A 16132-nucleotide genomic window follows, 5' to 3' on the forward strand; every position below is an offset into this window, starting at 1 on the left:
CAGTTTACGGCGGCGCCCCTACCCCTCGATGACGATGGGGATGAGGACCGGGTCCCGGCCTGTGGCCTTCTTGATGAACTTCTTCACCGGGTAGTAGATCTCGTCCCGGATCGCCTCCAGGCGCTTTTTCTTCTTGACCCCCTGGAGCACCGCCTCCTCGGCCATGCGGCGGATCTCGCCGAGGAGCTTCTGCCCCGCCTTGACGAAGCCCATGCTCACCACCTCGACGACCGGATCCGGGGAGGCCACGGCGGTGATCACCACCACCCCGTCCGCGGCCATGCGGTGGCGCTCCTCCAGGATCTCGTCGGTGATGTCCCCGACCCCCAGGCCGTCGACGTAGTAGGCCCCGGCGGGGACCTCGCCGACCTTCTTCAGATCATCCGGAAAGAGGTGCAAGACGTCGCCGTTCTGGGGGATGAAGATCTTCTGCGGCGGCTGGGGCATGGACTCCGCCAGCCAGGCGAAGTTGGTCTGGTGGCGCACCTCGCCGTGCCAGGGGATGAAGAACTTGGGCCGGGTGAGGTTCAGGATGAGCTTGAGCTCCTCCCGGGAGGCGTGGCCCGAGGTGTGCACCCGGTAGGCCGGCGGGTAGAAGACGAAGGCCCCGATCTCGTAGAGGCGGTTGATCACCCGGTTGACCGCGGACTCGTTGCCCGGGATCGGGCTCGAGGAGAGGATCACCGTGTCCCCCGGCTTGACGCTGAGCTTGCTGTGGCGGTCGAAGGCCAGGCGGGAGAGGACCGCCATCGGCTGGCCCTGGCTGCCGGTGGCCAGGATCAGCACCTCTTCGTCGGGGAGGTCGTTGAGCTCGTCCAGGGTGTAGAGCCGGTCCTTGAGCTCGAGGTAGCCGAGCTCCTGGGCGATGCGGGCGAACTTCACCATGCTTCGCCCCTCGACCGCGACCTTACGCCCGTACTTCTCGGCGATGCGGATCACCGACTGCACCCGGTGGGTGTGGGAGGCGAAGGTGGTGACGAAGACCCGCCCCTTGGCGTTGCCGATGACCAGGTCCAGGGCCTCCGCGACCTCGCGCTCGCTGGGGGTGAGCCCCGGGCGCTCGGCGTTGGTCGAGTCCGCGATCAACAGCAAGACCCCCTCCTTTCCGGCCTCGGCGACCGTCGCCAGGTGGCTGGTCTTGCCGTCGATCGGGGTGGGGTCGAGCTTGAAGTCCCCGGTGTGCACGATGCGCCCGATCGGGGTATGAATGACCAGGCCGGAGTTGTCGGGGATCGAGTGGGTCATGCGGTAGAGGTCGACGGTGAAAAAGCGACCCACGCGCACCCGGTCGTCGGGGTTGACCAGGTTCAGGTCGAAGGCCCCGGGGTTAAGGCCAAACTCCTCGAGCTTGCCCCGCAAAAGGCCCAGCGTGAGCTTGGCCCCGTAGACCGGCACCTTAGGGAGCTGAGGGAAGAGGAAGGGCAGGCCGCCGATGTGGTCCTCGTGGCCGTGGGTCAGGATCCAGCCCTTGATCTTCTCCTTGTGCTGGATCAGGTAGTCGATGCGCGGGATGAGCAGGTCCACCCCGGGCATCTCCTCGGTGGGGAAGGCCAGCCCCCCGTCGACGACCAGGATCTCGTCCTCGTAGCGGAAGGCGGTGATGTTCTTGCCGATCTCCCCCATGCCCCCGAGGGGGACGATCTCCACGTAGCCGGCCCCGGCCTGGGGGCTGGGCTTGCTGCGGCGGGAGCGGCGGCGGGGGCGGCGCGGGGTCCCTTCGGACATTAGTCGCGCCTCCTCGGACCGCCGCGGCGGGGGCCGCCCCTACGGGGCGGGGGGACCTTGCCCTCGAGCTCCGGCCGAATCAGGTTGATCCGCCCCTGGGCGTCGATCTCGGCGACCTTGACCCGCACCTTGTCCCCGACCTTGAGCACGTCCTCGACCTTCTCCACCCGACCCTCAGCGAGCTGGCTGATGTGCAAGAGCCCCTCGGCGCCGGGGAAGAGGGCGACGAACGCCCCAAAGGGGACGATGCGGGTCACCACCCCCTCGAACTCCTCCCCGACCTTGGCCTCGCGGGTCATCTCCTCGATGCGCCGCTTGGCCTCCTCGGCGGCCTTCGCGTCCGCGGAGTAGATGCGCACCGTGCCGTCGGGCTCGATGTCGATCTGGACCCCGAGCTCCTCCAGCTGGCGGATGTGCTTGCCGCCGGGGCCGATGATCGCGCCGATCTTGTCCACCGGCACGCGCAGCGAGAGGATGCGCGGGGCGAAGGGCTTGGGCTCCGGGCGCGGCCGCGGCATCACCGCCTCCATCTGGTCGATGATGAAGAGCCGCGCGCGCCGGGCCTGCTCCAGGGCCTCGGTCAGGATCTCCGAGGAGAGGCCCTGGACCTTGATGTCCATCTGCAGCGCGGTGACCCCGTCCCGGGTGCCGGTGACCTTGAAGTCCATGTCCCCGAGCGCGTCCTCGAGGCCCAGGATGTCGGTGAGGACCACGTGGCGGTCACCCTCCTTGACCAGGCCCATGGCGATCCCGGCGACGGTCTTCTTGATCGGCACCCCGGCGTCCATCAGGGCCAGGCACCCGGCGCAGGTCGTGGCCATCGAGGAGGAGCCGTTGGACTCGAGCACGTCGCCGACGATGCGGATCGTGTAGGGGAATTCCTCCTCGCTGGGCAGCACCGGCCGGAGGGCGCGCTTGGCCAGGTTACCGTGGCCTACCTCGCGGCGGGAGACGCCGCGTAGGCGCTTGACCTCGCCGGTCGAGTAGGGCGGGAAGTTGTAGTGCACCAGGAAGTGCTCGCTCTCGTCGATCCCCAGGTCGTCGATGATCTGCTCGTCGCGACCGGTCCCTAGGGTGACGGTGCCCAGCACCTGGGTCTCGCCGCGGGTGAAGACCGCCGAGCCGTGGGCCCGGGGGAGGACGTCGACCTCGATCCAGATCGGCCGGATCTCGTCCGGGCCGCGGCCGTCGGCGCGGCGCCCCTCCTCTAGGATCAGGCGCCGAAGCTCCTTCTTCACCACCTCGTCGAAGGCTTCGAGATAGCGCTGGCGCAGCGCTTCGGCGTTCTCGGCCTCCTCGGGGACGAACTCCGCGACGAGGGCCTCGGCGAAGCGCTCGAGCGCCTCACTGCGCTCCTGCTTCGAGGCCACCGTGAGCACCTGGTCGAGCCCTTTCTCTCGGACCCGGGCCCAGAGCGCCTCGATCGCCTCCTCGGAAAGGCTTTCAGGCGGGGTCCACGCGAACTTCGGCTTGCCCACCTCGGCGCGCATCCTCTCCTGGAGCTCGATCAGCGGCTGCATCTCGCGGTGGGCGAAGGCCAGCGCCTCAACCAGCAGGGCCTCGGGTACCTCCTTGGCCCCGGCCTCGACCATGATGATCGCCTCCTTGCTCCCCGCGACCACCAGGTCGAGGTCGCTTTGCTCCAGCTCCTGGAGCGTGGGGTTGAGGACCAACCGGCCATCGATCCGGCCCACCCGGACCGAGGCGATCGGCCCCTCCCAGGGGATGTCGGAGATGGTCAGCGCGGCGCTCGCGGCCAGGGGGCCGAGGACGTCCGGGGGGTTCTTCTGATCCGCCGAGAGAACGGTCAGGATGACCTGCACCTCGTGCCGGAACCCCTTGGGGAAGAGGGGGCGGATCGGCCGGTCGGTCATCCGCGCCGAGAGGATCGCCTTCTCGCCGGGCCGGCCCTCGCGGCGCATGAACGAGCCTGGAATCTTCCCCACCGCGTAGTGGCGCTCCTCGAACTCCACGGTCAGGGGAAGGAAGCTAGCCTCGATCGGGGTCTTGCTGGCCTCGGCGGTGGCCAGGACCACGGTGTCGCCGTAGCGCACCAGCACCGAACCCGAGGCCTGGCGCGCGTACTTCCCGGTCTCCAGGGTGAGCCGGCGGCCGCCGATCTCGGTCTCGAAGACGCGGGGTCTAGGGGTGTTTGGACTGCTAATGGGCATCTCGTTCACTCCTTATCTACGGCAAAGCGGGACCGGCTCCCCGGTCCCGCCCCCAGGTTTTTCTGCATCCCAGTTTACTTTCTCAGGCCCAACTTCTCAATGAGCGCGCGGTAGCGTTCCTTGTCCTTGCGCTCGAGGTAGCGCAGCAGGCGCTTGCGCTGCCCCACCATCTTCAAGAGCCCGCGGTGGGAGTGGAAGTCGTGCTTGTGGGTCTTGAGGTGGTCGGAAAGGCGGTTGATCCGCGCGGTCAAGAGCGCGACCTGGACCTCGGTCGAGCCGGTGTCCCCGGGAAAGCGCGCGAACGTCTCGATGATCTTCTTCTTTTCTTCTGCGGTGATGGGCATCGTTTCCTCCGTCAGCAAGGAGAGCGCAGGCCGCCCTCTCCCCCTCAGCGCCCATCCTACCCACGGTTCCCGGAAAGGTCAAGAAAAGGGGGCGGAAAGCCCCGCCCCCTTGATCGCCCCGCGGGCTACCAGAGGCGCCAGCCGGGCGCCGGGACGTACTGCCCGACCAGCTGGACCAGGGTCGGCAGGTAGACGATCAACACCAGGACCAGGGCCAAGCCCCACCAGAAGAAGAGGCGGTCCATCACCATCACGCTGCGCCGGCCCTGGGGCCCGGAGATGACCTCGGTGAACTCAAGCTCCGGCCGCTCCCCGGCGGGCAGCCGCCGGCCCTGCAGCAGGGTCGCGTAGATCACGTAGAGGATCAGCACCGCGGCCACGAAGAGGATCACCCCGGCCACCGCGTTCAACGCCATGAAGGGCGCGCTCTCCGCGTAGGTGCCCTTGAGGTTCGGGGCCATGTTGGAGATCCAGGCCCGCCGCGGCACCCCCTGGAGCCCCATCGCGTGCAGCCCCACGGCCATCACCATCATCCCGGTAAACCAGAGGTAGACCCCGATCAACGCCGCCTTAGGGTTGACCAGCGGCTTCCCGGTGAGGTGGGGCAGGAGCATGAAGGCCAGCCCCATGTGGGTCAGGGTCACCGCGGTGGCCACCGGGAGATGGAAGTGGCCGGGGATCCAGGTGGTGTTGTGGACGACGTAGTCCAGGGTGAAGCTGGCGTTCACGATCCCCCCGGCGCCGCCGACGATGAAGGAGATCGCCCCGAGAATGAAGGCCGCGACCGAGGGATCCGCCCAGGGCAGCTTGGCGATCTTGCCCCAAAAGCCGCGTCCGCCGCGCATCAGCCCCGCGTGCTCCAGGCTGGCGGCGATGGTAAAGGCGGTGATCAGGCTGGGCACCGCGACCATCATGGTGAGGACGGTGTGCACCATCTTCCAGGCGGGGCTGATGCCCGGGTCGGCGAACTGGTGGTGGAAGCCGACCGGCGTGGAGAAGACCAAGAACATCAAGAAGACCAGCCGCGCCAGGGGATCGGAGATCAGCTTGCCCCCCGCCTTCTTGGGCAGGATGCCGTACCAGACCACGTAGGCCGGAAGGAGCCAGAAGTAGACGATGGGGTGGCCGGTCCACCAGAAGAGGGTGCGCGCGACCAGTGGGTCCGCGCCCTTCGCCCAGCCCAGGGACCAGGGAATGAGGATGAAGAGGGCCTCGATCACCAGGCCCAGCCCGGCGACGCCCCACATCATCCAGGTGATCAGGCTCATGTAGCTGACGAGGGGGGTGGGCTTGCCGGGGTTTTGCTTCTTCCAGCGCAGCCAGAGATCCACCGCGAGGTAGATCGTGACGTAGGAGGAGACGACGATCAGCGCCGCACCGATGTAGAAGAGGGGGTGCCCCTTGAGCGGCGGGTAGAAGGTGTAGAGGACGGTGGCGTCGTTGGCCAAAAGGGGAATCGCGGCCAGGACCAGCCCCACCAGGGCCAACCACCAGCTAAACCAGGCCACCCCCATTCGGGGCAGGAGGTTCATCTCCTTCGACTGCAGGTACAAGAGCGCCCCCTGGGCGAAGAGCTGGGTGAAGACGATGGCGTTCAAGACCCCGTGCAGGGTCAGGCCCTGGTAGTAGGACTTGACGAAGGGCAAGAGCTTTTCCAGCCAGGGGTAGAGGTTGATGTCGCCGTAGTTGAGGGCCTGGAAGGGGCCGAACAGGGTCCCGATCGTCAGCGCCAGGAAGGAGAGGACGACGAAGTACAGGGAAACCTTCTTGACCGGGAAATCCGCGTAGGCGTCTTGCTGCACGCGCGTCGCCATGCTTACTCCTCCACCACGATCTTGCCGATCATGTTCTGGTGCCCGATGCCGCAGTACTCGCTGCAGATCACCAGGTACTCACCGGGTCGCTTGAACTTGGTCTTGACCTTGGCCACCTCGCCGGGGATGACCTGGACGTTGATGTCCGTGCCGTGGACGTAAAAGCCGTGCTGTACGTCGGGGCTGGTGACGAAGAAGGTCACCTCATCCCCCACCTTGAAGTGCATCTCCCCCGGGGTGAAGGAGAACGCCCGGGCGATCACGTAGGCCTGGTACTTCCCCGGGCCCACCTGCTCGACGTGGGGCGCGGGAAACCCTCCGGCCATCACCTTGGTGGGGTCGATGCGCTCCGCCGAGGTGGGGATGTAGAACGCGAACCCGGAAAGGGTATAGCCGATGAACACCAAAAAAACCAGGATCATGAAGAGCGCGAACATCACCCAACCGCGCTCGTAGGCCTTGATCATCTTTTCGTTCATGCGCTACCCCCTGGAAAGGAAGACGAAGAAGACCCCAAACCACATCACCAGGATGGTGATCGTCACCACCGCGACCGTGGTCAAGGCTACCGTCGGCTTTTCGTCGTTTTTCTCCATAGCTCCCTCCGCACGTCTGAACAAAGTTTGACAACTCTTGCTTAGGACATATGTCCCAGGTTGGGGGCTGGGCCCTCATCATCTTAAGATGAGCCGTATGAAAAACCAAGCGATCGCCGAGATCTTCGAGGACATCGCCGACATGCTCGAGTTCCTCGGCGACAACCCCTTTCGCGTTCGCGCCTACCGCCAGGCGGCCCGGGTGCTCTACGACCTCGAGGACCCCATCGAGGAGCTGGCCAAAAAGGGCCCCGAGGCGCTGGAGGCGATCCCCGGGATCGGCCACGACCTGGCGATGAAGATCCTCGAGTACCTCGAGACCGGTAAGGTCAAAAAGCACGAGGAGTTGAAGGCCAAGGTCCCCCAAGGGGTCCTCGAGGTCATGCGCGTCCCCGGGGTCGGGCCCAAGACCGCGAAGGTCCTCTACGACACCTTCGGGGTGGACTCGCTGGAAAAGCTCAGAGCGGTGCTCGAGTCCGGGGAGGTCCTCGAGCTCCCCGGCTGGGGGGAGCGCAAGCGCCAGCGCATCCTCAAGAACCTCAACCTGGTCGAGGCCGCCTCGAAGCGCCACCTCTTGGGGGCGGTCCTCTACCCCGCCAGGGAGCTCTTGAACCTCCTCAAGGCCCTGCCCGAGGTGGAGAACGCCGAGATCGCCGGCTCCGCGCGGCGGTACAAGGAGACCGTCGGGGACCTCGACTTCCTCGCCGCGACCCGCGAGGGGAGCAAGGTGGCGAAGGCCTTCACCCAGCTCGCCCCGGTTGAGGAGGTCTACGCGCTGGGGGCGAACCGGGCCACGGTCTTCATCCGCGGCGGGGTGCAGGTGGACCTGAAGATCGTCCCCCCGGAGTCCTGGGGGGCGGGGCTGCAGTACTTCACCGGAAGCAAGGCCCACGACATCCACCTCCGGAAGATAGCCCAACAGATGGGGCTCAAGCTCAACGAGTACGGCGTCTGGCGCGGCGAGGAGCGCATCGCCGGAGCCACCGAGGAGGAGGTCTACGCCGCGCTGGGCATGGACTGGATCCCCCCGCCGATGCGCGAGGACCTCGGGGAGATCGAGCTCGCACAACGGCACGCCCTGCCCCGGCTAATCACCCTGGAGGAGATCAAGGGGGACCTCCAGGTGCACTCCAAGTGGTCGGACGGCAAGCACACCCTGGAGGAGCTCGCCCGCTACGCCGCCGAACGGGGGTACGCCTACCTCGCGGTCACCGACCACTCCCCCGCGGTCCGGGTCGCCGGGGGGGTGCCTCCGGAGAAGATGCCCGAGCGGTTGCGGGAGATCCGCGAGGTCAACGAGAAGACCGGGGGCCGGCCCTACCTGATCGCCGGGGCCGAGGTGGACATCCTCGCCGACGGCAGCCTGGACTACCCGGACGAGGTGTTGAAGGAGCTCGAGCTCGTCCTGGTCTCCATCCACTCCCGCTTCTCGATGGACGAAGCGGCGATGACCAAGCGCATCCTCAAGGCCATCGAGCACCCCTACGTGCACGTGCTGGCCCACCCCACCGCGCGGCTGATCGGCAAGCGCGAGGGGGTCAAGGCCGACTGGGAGAAGATCTTTACCCGCATGAAGGCGCTGGGGAAGGCGGTGGAGATCGACGGCTACTACGACCGGCTGGACCTGCCCGACGTCCTGGCGCGGCGGGCCCGCGAGCTGGGGCTTTTGTTCACCCTCTCCACCGACGCCCACCACAAGGACCACCTGCGCTTCATGGAGCTCGCGGTGGGCACCGCCCAGCGGGCCTGGATCGGCCCCGATCAGGTCCTGAACACCCGGCCGCTCGAAGCGCTGCTCGACTGGGCCAAGGCGCTCAAAAGCTAGGAGGAACGGACCCGCTTCCTGGCCATGCGAAAACGGCGGCGAAGGTCTTCCAGCCGCGCCTTGGCCCGTTTCTCCCAGCCCTCCTCGCCGGGGGCGTAAAAGCGCGCGTCCTCGAGGGCTTCGGGGAGGTAGGCCTGGGCGAAGCTCCCCTCCTTGTCCTCGTGGTAGTAGGCGTAGCCCGCGCCGTAGCCGAGCCGCTTCATGAGGGCGGTGGGGGCGTTCCTGAGGTGCAGCGGCACCGGGGCCGCGGGGTGTTCGCGGGCGGCCTTCCTGGCCCGCAGGAAGGCCGCCTCGACCGCGTTCGACTTGGGCGCCAGCGCCAGGTAGATCGCGGCCTCGGCGAGCGCGAGCTCCCCTTCCGGACTGCCCAGGAAGTCGTAGGCCTCCTTGGCGGCGAGGGCCACCCGGAGCGCCAGGGGGTCGGCGAGCCCCACGTCCTCACTGGCGATGCGCACCAGCCGGCGGGCCAGGTAGCGCGGGTCCGCCCCGCCCTCGAGCATCCGCGCCAGGTAGTAGAGGGCGGCGTCCACGTGGGCGCCGCGGATGCTCTTGTGCAGGGCGCTGATCAGGTCATAAAAGGCCTCGCCCCCGCGGTCGAAGGCCAGGGCCTCGCGCCCCAGCGCCGCGCGCACCGCCTCGAGGTCCACCACGCCAGAGGCCAGCGCCGCCGCGGCCTCCAGGACCAAGAGCGCCCGCCGCGCGTCTCCGGCCGCGGCCTCGGCGATCGCCTCCAGGGCCTCGGGCGCGACCTCGGTGCCCTGAAGCCCCTCGGGGTGGGCCAGCGCACGGCGCAGGACCTCGAGGAGGGCCTCCTTCTCCAGCGGCCGCAAGACCTCGACCCGGGCTCGCGAGCGCAGCGCGGGGATGATCGAGAAGCTGGGGTTCTCCGTCGTCGCCCCGACGAGCACCACCTGCCCCGACTCCACCAGGGGCAAAAGGTAGTCCTGCTGGGCCTTGTTCAGACGGTGGATTTCGTCGAAAAAGAGCAGCACCGGGCCCGCCTCGGCGGCCGCGGCGACCTGCTTGATCTCCTTGACCCCGGCCTCCACCGCCGAGAGCGCCACGAAGGGCAGCCCCGCCGCCTCGGCGAGGATCCTCGCCAGGGTCGTCTTCCCGGTCCCCGGCGGGCCCCAGAGGATCATCGAGGGGAGCTGGCCCGTGGCAAGCTGGCGCTGGATGCGCGAAACGAGCTCCGCCTGGCCGACGACCTCGTCCAGGCGCTGGGGGCGGACGCGCTCGGGAAGGGGGCGCACGATCCCCATTCTAGCGGCCGCGCTTCCTCTATACTGTGCCCTTAGCATGAAGGACTACTACGCCGTCCTCGGCGTCGAGAAGACCGCCTCCCAGGAGGAGATCAAGCGCGCCTACCGGGAGCTCGCGAAGCGATACCACCCGGACAAGCACCCTGGCGACCCCGAGGCCGAGGAGCGCTTCAAGGCGATCAACGAGGCCTACGCCGTGCTCTCGGACCCCAAAAAGCGCGCCGAGTACGACCGGCGGGGCTTCGTGCCCGGCGCCGAGGCCTACCGGAACGTCTACCCCGAGGACCTCTTCGACCTCTTCGAGGAGCTCTTCGGGGTGCGCTTTGGGGGCCGCGCCGGCCGCCGCGGGGAGGACCTCGAGGTCACCGTCGAGGTCGACCTGGAGACCATTGCCCGCGGCGGCGAGGTCGAGGTCCGCTACACCCGGCTCGTCCCCTGCCCCACCTGCCAGGGCAGCGGCGGCCGCAGCACGACCTGCCCCACCTGCCAGGGCGCGGGGCGGGTGCGCCAGTACCAGCGCACCTTCCTCGGCACCTTCGTCCAGGAGAGCGCCTGCCCCCATTGCAAGGGCCAGGGGCGGATCCTGACCGAACGCTGCCCCGCCTGCGAAGGCCGGGGACAGGTCGAGGTCGAGGAGACCCTGACCGTCAAGCTCCCTCCGGGGCTCGACGAGCACCAGAGGCTGCGCATCCCCGGCGCGGGGAACGTCAAGCCCGGCGGCGCCGGGGACCTCTACCTGCGGGTGCGGGTCAAGCCCCATCCCACCCTGGTGCGCGATGGGAAGAACCTGGTCTACCGCCTGAAGCTCGGCCTGGCCCAGGCCGCGCTCGGGACGCGGGTCGAGGTCCCCAGCCTGGAGGGCCCGGTCCCCTTGGAGATCCCTCCCGGAACCGAGGCCGGGGCGGTCTTCGAGCTCGAGGAGGCGGGCCTTCCCGATCCCGGCGGCGGCCCCCGGGGCAGCCTGATCGTGGTCACCGAGCTCGAGGTCCCGAAGACGCTCCCCCCCAAGGCCCGGGAGGCCCTCCTGGCCTACGCCGAGGCGATGGGCGAGCCCGCGGGGCTCGAGGGCTTTTGGGACAAGGTCAAGCGGGTCTTCAAGCGGCGCGCCTAGACACCGTGGGGGAAACGTGCTAGGCTGAGGCGTCCGGGACAGCCGGGGGTGCCATGCGCAAACCCAATCCCCCGTACCCGGCGGGCCCGTGAGGGCTTGGTAAGAAAGGAAGTTGCAATGCCTAGAGGTCGAGTTAAGTGGTTCAACGCGGAAAAAGGCTACGGGTTCATCGAGCGCGAGGGTGAGGGCGACGTCTTCGTCCACTACACCGCGATCAACGCCGAGGGCTTTCGTAGCCTGAACGAGGGCGACGTCGTCGAGTTCGAGGTCGAGGAAGGCCGCGCCGGCAAGGGCCCGCAGGCCGTCAACGTCACCGTCGTCGAGCCCGCGCAGTAAGCACCGACGCCAACCAGCGAAGGGGGCCTTGGCCCCCTTCTCATCTTGTCAAGGGGCTAGCATGGGGGCGATGGGCACGAAAACCTTCCCCGCCCTCTTGCGCCGCCCGATCGGTCCGCTCGACGCTCCCCTCCTGCGGGCGCTCTACGAGCAGAGCCCGGGCTACTTCACGGCGATCGGCGCCGAGGTCCCCGGCCTCGAGGACGTGCGCCGCGAGCTGATCGCCGCCGCAGGGGACCCAGAGCGGCGCAACGAGCTGCTCTACGCCGGGGACCTGCCGGTCGGCTACCTCGACTACAAGCTGGGCCAGCCGGAGCCGGACGCCGCCGCGCTGAGCCTGGTGCTGATCGCCGAGGCCTACCGCGGCCTGGGGCTGGGCAGCCGGGCGGTGCGCGACCTGATGCAGGACCTCGCGCCCCGCTACCGCAAGCTCTACGCGGTGGTCTACGGAAAGAACCCCGGGGCCTTCGCGTTCTTCAAGCGGCTGGGTTTTACCTACGCCAGGGACGGGGGCCCGGCCCTGACCTGGTTCGTCACCCCCCTTTCGGGGCCATGACCACGAAGAGGACCGCGGGCTCACCGGCGTCGTTGCGGACCCCGTGGCGGCTCCCCGCCGGGGCGTAGCCCGCGGACCCGTCGGCGAGGAGGGCTTCCTCGTCGTCGACGACCAAAACGACCTCGCCCTCGAGCACCAGGTAGACCTTGTCCGCGTTCTCGTGGACGTGAAGCCGCTGCGCCTGGCCGGGGAGCAGGGTGTAGAGGTCCACCCGCATGTAGGGCGAGGGGAAGACCTCGATCTTTTGCATCTTCTCCTTGGAAAAGCGCACCAGCCGCGCCAGGTCCTGGATCTGCATGGATCGATTATAGTGGGCCCCATGGACCTCGGCATCAAGGGCAAGACCGCGCTGGTCACCGGGGCCTCGAAGGGCATCGGCCGGGCCGTCGCCCGCCTCCTGGCCGCGGAGGGCGCCCGGGTCTTCGTCGCCGCGCGCAGCGACACCGCCTTGCGCGAGCTGGTCGGGGAGATTCGCGAAGCTGGCGGCGAAGCCGACCACCTGGCGGTGGACCTCAACCAGGCGGAGGCACGCGCGCGCCTGCTCGAGGCCGCCCAGGCCTTCGGCGAGGTGAGCCTCTTTTTGGGCAACACCGGAGGGCCGCCGCCGGGGAGCGCCACGGCCTTTCCGCCCGCGGCCTACGAGGAGGCCTTCAAAGCCCTCTTCACCCCGCTCGTCGAGCTCACCCAGGGCCTGCTGCCGGGGATGCGGGAACGCGGCTTTGGCCGGGTGGTCTACATCACCTCGGTCGCGGTCAAGGAACCGATCCCCACCCTCGCCCTCTCCAACGCGGTGCGCGCGGGGCTAACCGGATACCTGAAGTCGCTCAGCCTGGAGGTCGCCCAACAGGGCATCGCGGTCAACGCGATCGCCCCCGGCTACACCGCGACCGAGCGGGTCGCCAGCCTCTTCGCCGAGCAGGCCGAGCGCGAGGGGATCCCGGTCGAGGCCGTCTACCAGCGGGTCGCCGCCCAGATCCCCATGGGCCGCCTCGCCGAACCCGAGGAGGTCGCCCGGGTCGCGGTCTTCCTTCTCTCCCCGGCGGCGAGCTACGTGACCGGCCAGACCTGGGTGGTGGACGGCGGCCTGGTCCACTTTTTGCTATAAAGGGGCTTTATGAAGAAGACGATCGTCGTCCAGCACATCTGCGGGTTCCGCTTTTTCGCCGAAAACGAACAGGCCACCCGGATCGTCATCGACGGGGAGAACCCGCCGCTGGGCCTGCGGCCGATGGAGCTGCTCCTGGCCTCGCTGGGCTCCTGCACCGCCTACGACGTGGTCAGCATCATGAAGAAAAAGCGCACCCCGCTGGCCCGCTACCGCGTCGAGGTCGTCGGAGAGCGGGCGGACAAGCACCCCAAGCGCTACACCAAGATCCTGGTGCGCCACATCGGCGCCGGGCCCGGGGTCACGGAAAAGGCTCTGCGCCACGCGGCGGAGCTGAGCCACGAGAAGTTCTGCTCGGTCTCCGCCAACCTCAACGCGGAGATCACGCTCGAGGTCGTCGTCGAGCCTTGGGACGAGCACGCCTCCTAGCCGAGGTCAAGGCCCACCTGGCCCGCGGCGAGGAGCCCGCGGCGGCGCAGCGCTTACGCCAGGCCCTGGCCCTCGGCGAGGACCCGGTGCTGCGCTTTTTGCTCGCCGAGGTGCTGGTGCGGATGGGCAAGGAGGTCGAGGGCTGGCAGGCCCGCGAGCTAGCCCTCGAGCAGGTCGAGGCGGTCGAGGGCGGCCTGGAGCGCCTCTGGCGTATACGCGACGAGCTCTTTGGCGCGGACGAAGACGAGCCGGGCCTGGGGCCGGACGCCTAGGGTGCGCCGCACCGCCTCGACGTAGACCGCGAGCTGGAAGTCGTAGCCCGCAGCCTCGGCCTGGGCGCGGAGGTCGGGACCCGGGCGGTCGGTCTTGTAGTCCTCGAGGTACCACACGGACCCCACCCGGTAGAGCCGGTCGATCACCCCCTCGATCACCGTCCCCCGGTAGGGCAGGACGAAGGGACGTTCGGCGTGGTCCTCGTCCCGGGCCTCGAGCGCGGGCAGCTGCGTCCCGAGGAGGGCCCGGTAGCCCTCCAGCAGGGTGACGAGCTCCTCGGCGAGCCGCGCCCGGCTCTTGGGGTCCAGGCCCTGGGCGGCCTCCTGGGCCAAGAGCCAATCCAGCCGCTCGGGGCCCCAGTTCGCGGCCACCGCGTAGTGGAAGAGGGTGCCGGCGATCCGGGCCAGGGTTCGGCCCAGAGGATCGGGCTCGGCGTGGATCGCGTCCTCCCCGTGAACCGGGCCCTTGAGGCGCTCGGCCTTAATCGCGCTGGGCGAGGTCACCCGCGGCCAGGGACTTTGGGGAATCGGCGCGCTGAGCCGGGGGTCCGCGGGCGGGTCGGCAGGCGCCCTTTGCGCCGGGGCGGACGGAGGGGGCTGGGGGACGAAGGCCTCAACCTCGTCCCAGCGGTCCAGCCCGATCGCCTCCAGCCAGCGGGCCAGGCCCTGGGGCGCCGGCCGTCCCTTCCTGAGGGGCACCGCGTAGCTGATCAAGAGCGCCTCCCGGGGGCGGGAACAGGCGACGTAGAGGAGGCGAAAGGCCTCCTCCTCCTCGCGCTGTTTCCAGGCCGCCTCGAAGCGCAAAAAGGCGGGGTCGCCGGGAAAAGCGAAGAGGCCACGCTCCGGCTCGACGTAGACCCGGTCCTTGCGCGGCGGACTGCCCCGGGCCAAGTCGAAGACCGCGACCGCCGGCCACTCCAGCCCCTTGGCACCGTGGAAGGTGTAGACGCGCACCGCGTCGAGGCCCCCCTCCGCGACCTCGGCCTCGGCGTCCAGCGCTCTCAGCTCCTCGAGCTCGCGGAGCAAGAGCTCCAGCCGCGCGACCCGCTTGTTGGCGAGCAGCAAGAGGAGCCGGTCCACGTTGGCCCGGGCCTGGGGCGGGAGGGTCTCGAGGTAGCTCTGCCCGTCGAGGAGGGGCGCCCGCGCGAGCCGCTCGAAAAAGCGTTCGGGCTGTTCCTGCTGGCTGAGCGCGCGGATCCGATCGAGCCGGTCCTTGACCTCGGGAAACCCGGTGAGCGCCTGAAGGGGGTCTTCGGCCGCAAGGACCCGGCCCATCGCCACCAGGTCCAGCCCGCCGAACGGGCCCCTTAAGAAGGCGCCGAGCGCCAGCCGGTCCCCGGGGTTGAGGGCGGCGCGGGCGGCCTGCACCAGGTCGCGCACCTCGCGCAGCTGAAAAAACCCCCGGGCCCCGACGAAGACGTGGGGGACGCCGCGGGCCTCGAGCGCCCCGCGGAGCGCCTCGTAGGCGGTGCGGCTGCGCACCAGGACCGCGACCTGGTCCCAGGCCGGAGCCCCTTCTCCCCGGGCCATCGCCTCCCGCCAGACCCAGTCGGCCACCCCCGCGGCCTCCTTGGCCCTGAGCTCGGCGATCGGCGCCTCCCCCACCACGCGGTAGAGCCAGACTCGCCCCTCGGGAGCCCCCGGGCGGGGCGAGACCGGCGGGGCCTCGGCCTTGGAAAAGCCCCATTCCTGTTCCGCGAACGCCCCGGTGAGCCGGTTCAAGAAGGCGACCAGCCGCTTGGCGTGGCGGTAGCTGACGGAGAGCGTCTCGGTCCGCCGCGCCCGTCTCAAAGCGCGGCGGAAGACCTCGACGTCGGCGTTGCGAAAGGCGTAGATCGACTGCTTGGGGTCCCCGACGACGACGAGCCGCACCCCAAGGGCCTCGAGACGGGAAAAGACCTCGCCCTGCAAGGGGCTCGTGTCCTGATACTCGTCGACGAAGACGGCAAAGAGGCGGCTTTGGATGCGCGCGGCCAGCGCCGCGTCGTTTTGCGCCCGCCCCAGCAGGCGCAAAGCCAGGTGCTCGAGCTCGGTCGGCCCCAGCAGCTGGCCCGCAAGCCGCGCCTGATAGCGGGCCAGCGCCCGCTCGAAGCGCTTTCCCCGGACCGCCGCCTGCGGCCCCTCGGGGACGAGCCGCTCGGCCAGGGACCGGCGCTCGAAGAGCGCGATCAGGTCCGCAAGCAGCGCCCCGTCCGGCGCCCCCTCCTCTTCGAAGAGCAGGCTGCGGACCTCCTCGTCGAAGAGCAGCCCCGCCTCCTCGGCCTCGATCCGCAAGAACTCGGGGTCCAGGTGGACGAAGGGGGCGTGCTGGCGGAGCAACGCGGCGAAAAAGGCGTGGATCGTGCCGATCGGGGCGGCGGGGATCATCTCGGCGTACGCCCGGGCACGGGGCGCGAGCGGGTGCGCCGCGTCCTCGGCCACCTCGAACAAGCGGGCGATCAGGCGGGCCTCGAGCTCGGCCGCCGCGGCCCGGGTGAAGGTCACCGCGGCGATACGGTAGGGGGGCGCGGCCTTGAGGGCCTCGAGGTAGCGCGCCACCAGGGCATAGGTCTTACCGGTTCCCGCCGAGGCAAGGAGCACGTCCAT

General features: G+C 69.2%; 16 protein-coding genes. 7 read left to right on the forward strand and 9 right to left on the reverse strand.

The window, feature by feature from the left end:
• Positions 1–18: 18 nt before the first annotated feature.
• From ACZ48Y_RS04830 to ACZ48Y_RS04855, 6 genes are all read right to left on the reverse strand, one after another.
• The gene (locus tag ACZ48Y_RS04830; protein WP_464742710.1) at positions 19–1725 is read right to left on the reverse strand and encodes a ribonuclease J; all 1707 of its coding nucleotides are present in this window, start codon (positions 1723–1725) and stop codon (positions 19–21) included.
• Positions 1725–3896: a polyribonucleotide nucleotidyltransferase gene (gene pnp, locus ACZ48Y_RS04835; protein ID WP_464742712.1), complete on the reverse strand. Its 2172-nt coding sequence runs from the start codon at positions 3894–3896 to the stop codon at positions 1725–1727. The genes ACZ48Y_RS04830 and pnp overlap by 1 nt, the downstream gene beginning before the upstream one ends.
• A 74-nt stretch (positions 3897–3970) precedes the next feature.
• On the reverse strand, positions 3971–4240 hold the full coding sequence (gene rpsO / locus ACZ48Y_RS04840) for a 30S ribosomal protein S15 (RefSeq protein WP_464742714.1): 270 nt from the start codon (positions 4238–4240) through the stop codon (positions 3971–3973).
• Between the two features lie 125 nt (positions 4241–4365).
• The gene (locus ACZ48Y_RS04845; RefSeq protein ID WP_464742716.1) at positions 4366–6054 is read right to left on the reverse strand and encodes a cbb3-type cytochrome c oxidase subunit I; all 1689 of its coding nucleotides are present in this window, start codon (positions 6052–6054) and stop codon (positions 4366–4368) included.
• A 2-nt stretch (positions 6055–6056) separates the two neighbouring features.
• Positions 6057–6533, reverse strand: a complete 477-nt coding sequence (locus ACZ48Y_RS04850) for a cytochrome c oxidase subunit II (RefSeq protein ID WP_464742718.1) — start codon at positions 6531–6533, stop codon at positions 6057–6059.
• A 3-nt stretch (positions 6534–6536) separates the two neighbouring features.
• Positions 6537–6650, reverse strand: coding sequence for a cytochrome c oxidase subunit 2A (locus ACZ48Y_RS04855; RefSeq protein WP_464742720.1), 114 nt, complete (start codon positions 6648–6650; stop codon positions 6537–6539).
• A gap of 97 nt (positions 6651–6747) precedes the next feature.
• On the opposite strand from ACZ48Y_RS04855, the gene polX reads away from it, so the two are divergent.
• Positions 6748–8475, forward strand: a complete 1728-nt coding sequence (polX, locus tag ACZ48Y_RS04860; protein ID WP_464742722.1) for a DNA polymerase/3'-5' exonuclease PolX — start codon at positions 6748–6750, stop codon at positions 8473–8475.
• On the opposite strand, the gene ACZ48Y_RS04865 is transcribed toward polX, so the two are convergent.
• Complete coding sequence (locus tag ACZ48Y_RS04865; RefSeq protein ID WP_464742724.1) at positions 8472–9737, reverse strand: replication-associated recombination protein A; 1266 nt, start codon at positions 9735–9737, stop codon at positions 8472–8474. The two genes, polX and ACZ48Y_RS04865, sit on opposite strands and share 4 nt — an antisense overlap.
• Before the next feature lie 37 nt (positions 9738–9774).
• Here ACZ48Y_RS04865 and ACZ48Y_RS04870 point away from each other — a divergent pair, with 37 nt between their 5' ends.
• The 3 genes from ACZ48Y_RS04870 to ACZ48Y_RS04880 all read left to right on the forward strand — a co-directional run bounded on the left by ACZ48Y_RS04870 (position 9775) and on the right by ACZ48Y_RS04880 (position 11740).
• Positions 9775–10848, forward strand: coding sequence for a DnaJ C-terminal domain-containing protein (locus ACZ48Y_RS04870; RefSeq protein WP_464742726.1), 1074 nt, complete (start codon positions 9775–9777; stop codon positions 10846–10848).
• Positions 10849–10965: 117 nt separating this feature from the next.
• Positions 10966–11184, forward strand: coding sequence for a cold-shock protein (locus tag ACZ48Y_RS04875; protein WP_464742728.1), 219 nt, complete (start codon positions 10966–10968; stop codon positions 11182–11184).
• A gap of 70 nt (positions 11185–11254) precedes the next feature.
• Positions 11255–11740 carry an N-acetyltransferase family protein gene (locus ACZ48Y_RS04880; protein ID WP_464742730.1) on the forward strand — a complete coding sequence of 162 codons (486 nt, stop codon included), beginning with the start codon at positions 11255–11257 and terminating at the stop codon, positions 11738–11740.
• On the opposite strand, the gene ACZ48Y_RS04885 is transcribed toward ACZ48Y_RS04880, so the two are convergent.
• On the reverse strand, positions 11718–12038 hold the full coding sequence (locus ACZ48Y_RS04885; protein ID WP_464742732.1) for a cupin domain-containing protein: 321 nt from the start codon (positions 12036–12038) through the stop codon (positions 11718–11720). The genes ACZ48Y_RS04880 and ACZ48Y_RS04885 overlap by 23 nt on opposite strands.
• Before the next feature lie 21 nt (positions 12039–12059).
• Between ACZ48Y_RS04885 and ACZ48Y_RS04890 the strand changes: the two genes are divergently transcribed.
• The 3 genes from ACZ48Y_RS04890 to ACZ48Y_RS04900 are packed head-to-tail and all read left to right on the forward strand — an operon-like array spanning position 12060 to position 13546.
• Positions 12060–12845 (forward strand): SDR family oxidoreductase, encoded by a 786-nt coding sequence (locus ACZ48Y_RS04890; RefSeq protein ID WP_464742734.1) that lies wholly within the window; start codon positions 12060–12062, stop codon positions 12843–12845.
• 9 nt (positions 12846–12854) lie between these two features.
• Positions 12855–13274 carry an OsmC family protein gene (locus ACZ48Y_RS04895; RefSeq protein WP_464742736.1) on the forward strand — a complete coding sequence of 140 codons (420 nt, stop codon included), beginning with the start codon at positions 12855–12857 and terminating at the stop codon, positions 13272–13274.
• Positions 13253–13546: a hypothetical protein gene (locus tag ACZ48Y_RS04900; RefSeq protein WP_464742738.1), complete on the forward strand. Its 294-nt coding sequence runs from the start codon at positions 13253–13255 to the stop codon at positions 13544–13546. Before ACZ48Y_RS04895 ends, ACZ48Y_RS04900 begins: the two co-directional genes overlap by 22 nt.
• Here ACZ48Y_RS04900 and ACZ48Y_RS04905 read toward each other — a convergent pair.
• A complete protein-coding gene (locus ACZ48Y_RS04905) occupies positions 13433–16132 on the reverse strand; it encodes a UvrD-helicase domain-containing protein (RefSeq protein ID WP_464742740.1) in 2700 nt (899 codons plus the stop codon). The two genes, ACZ48Y_RS04900 and ACZ48Y_RS04905, sit on opposite strands and share 114 nt — an antisense overlap.

This window comes from Rhabdothermus arcticus (assembly GCF_055382915.1).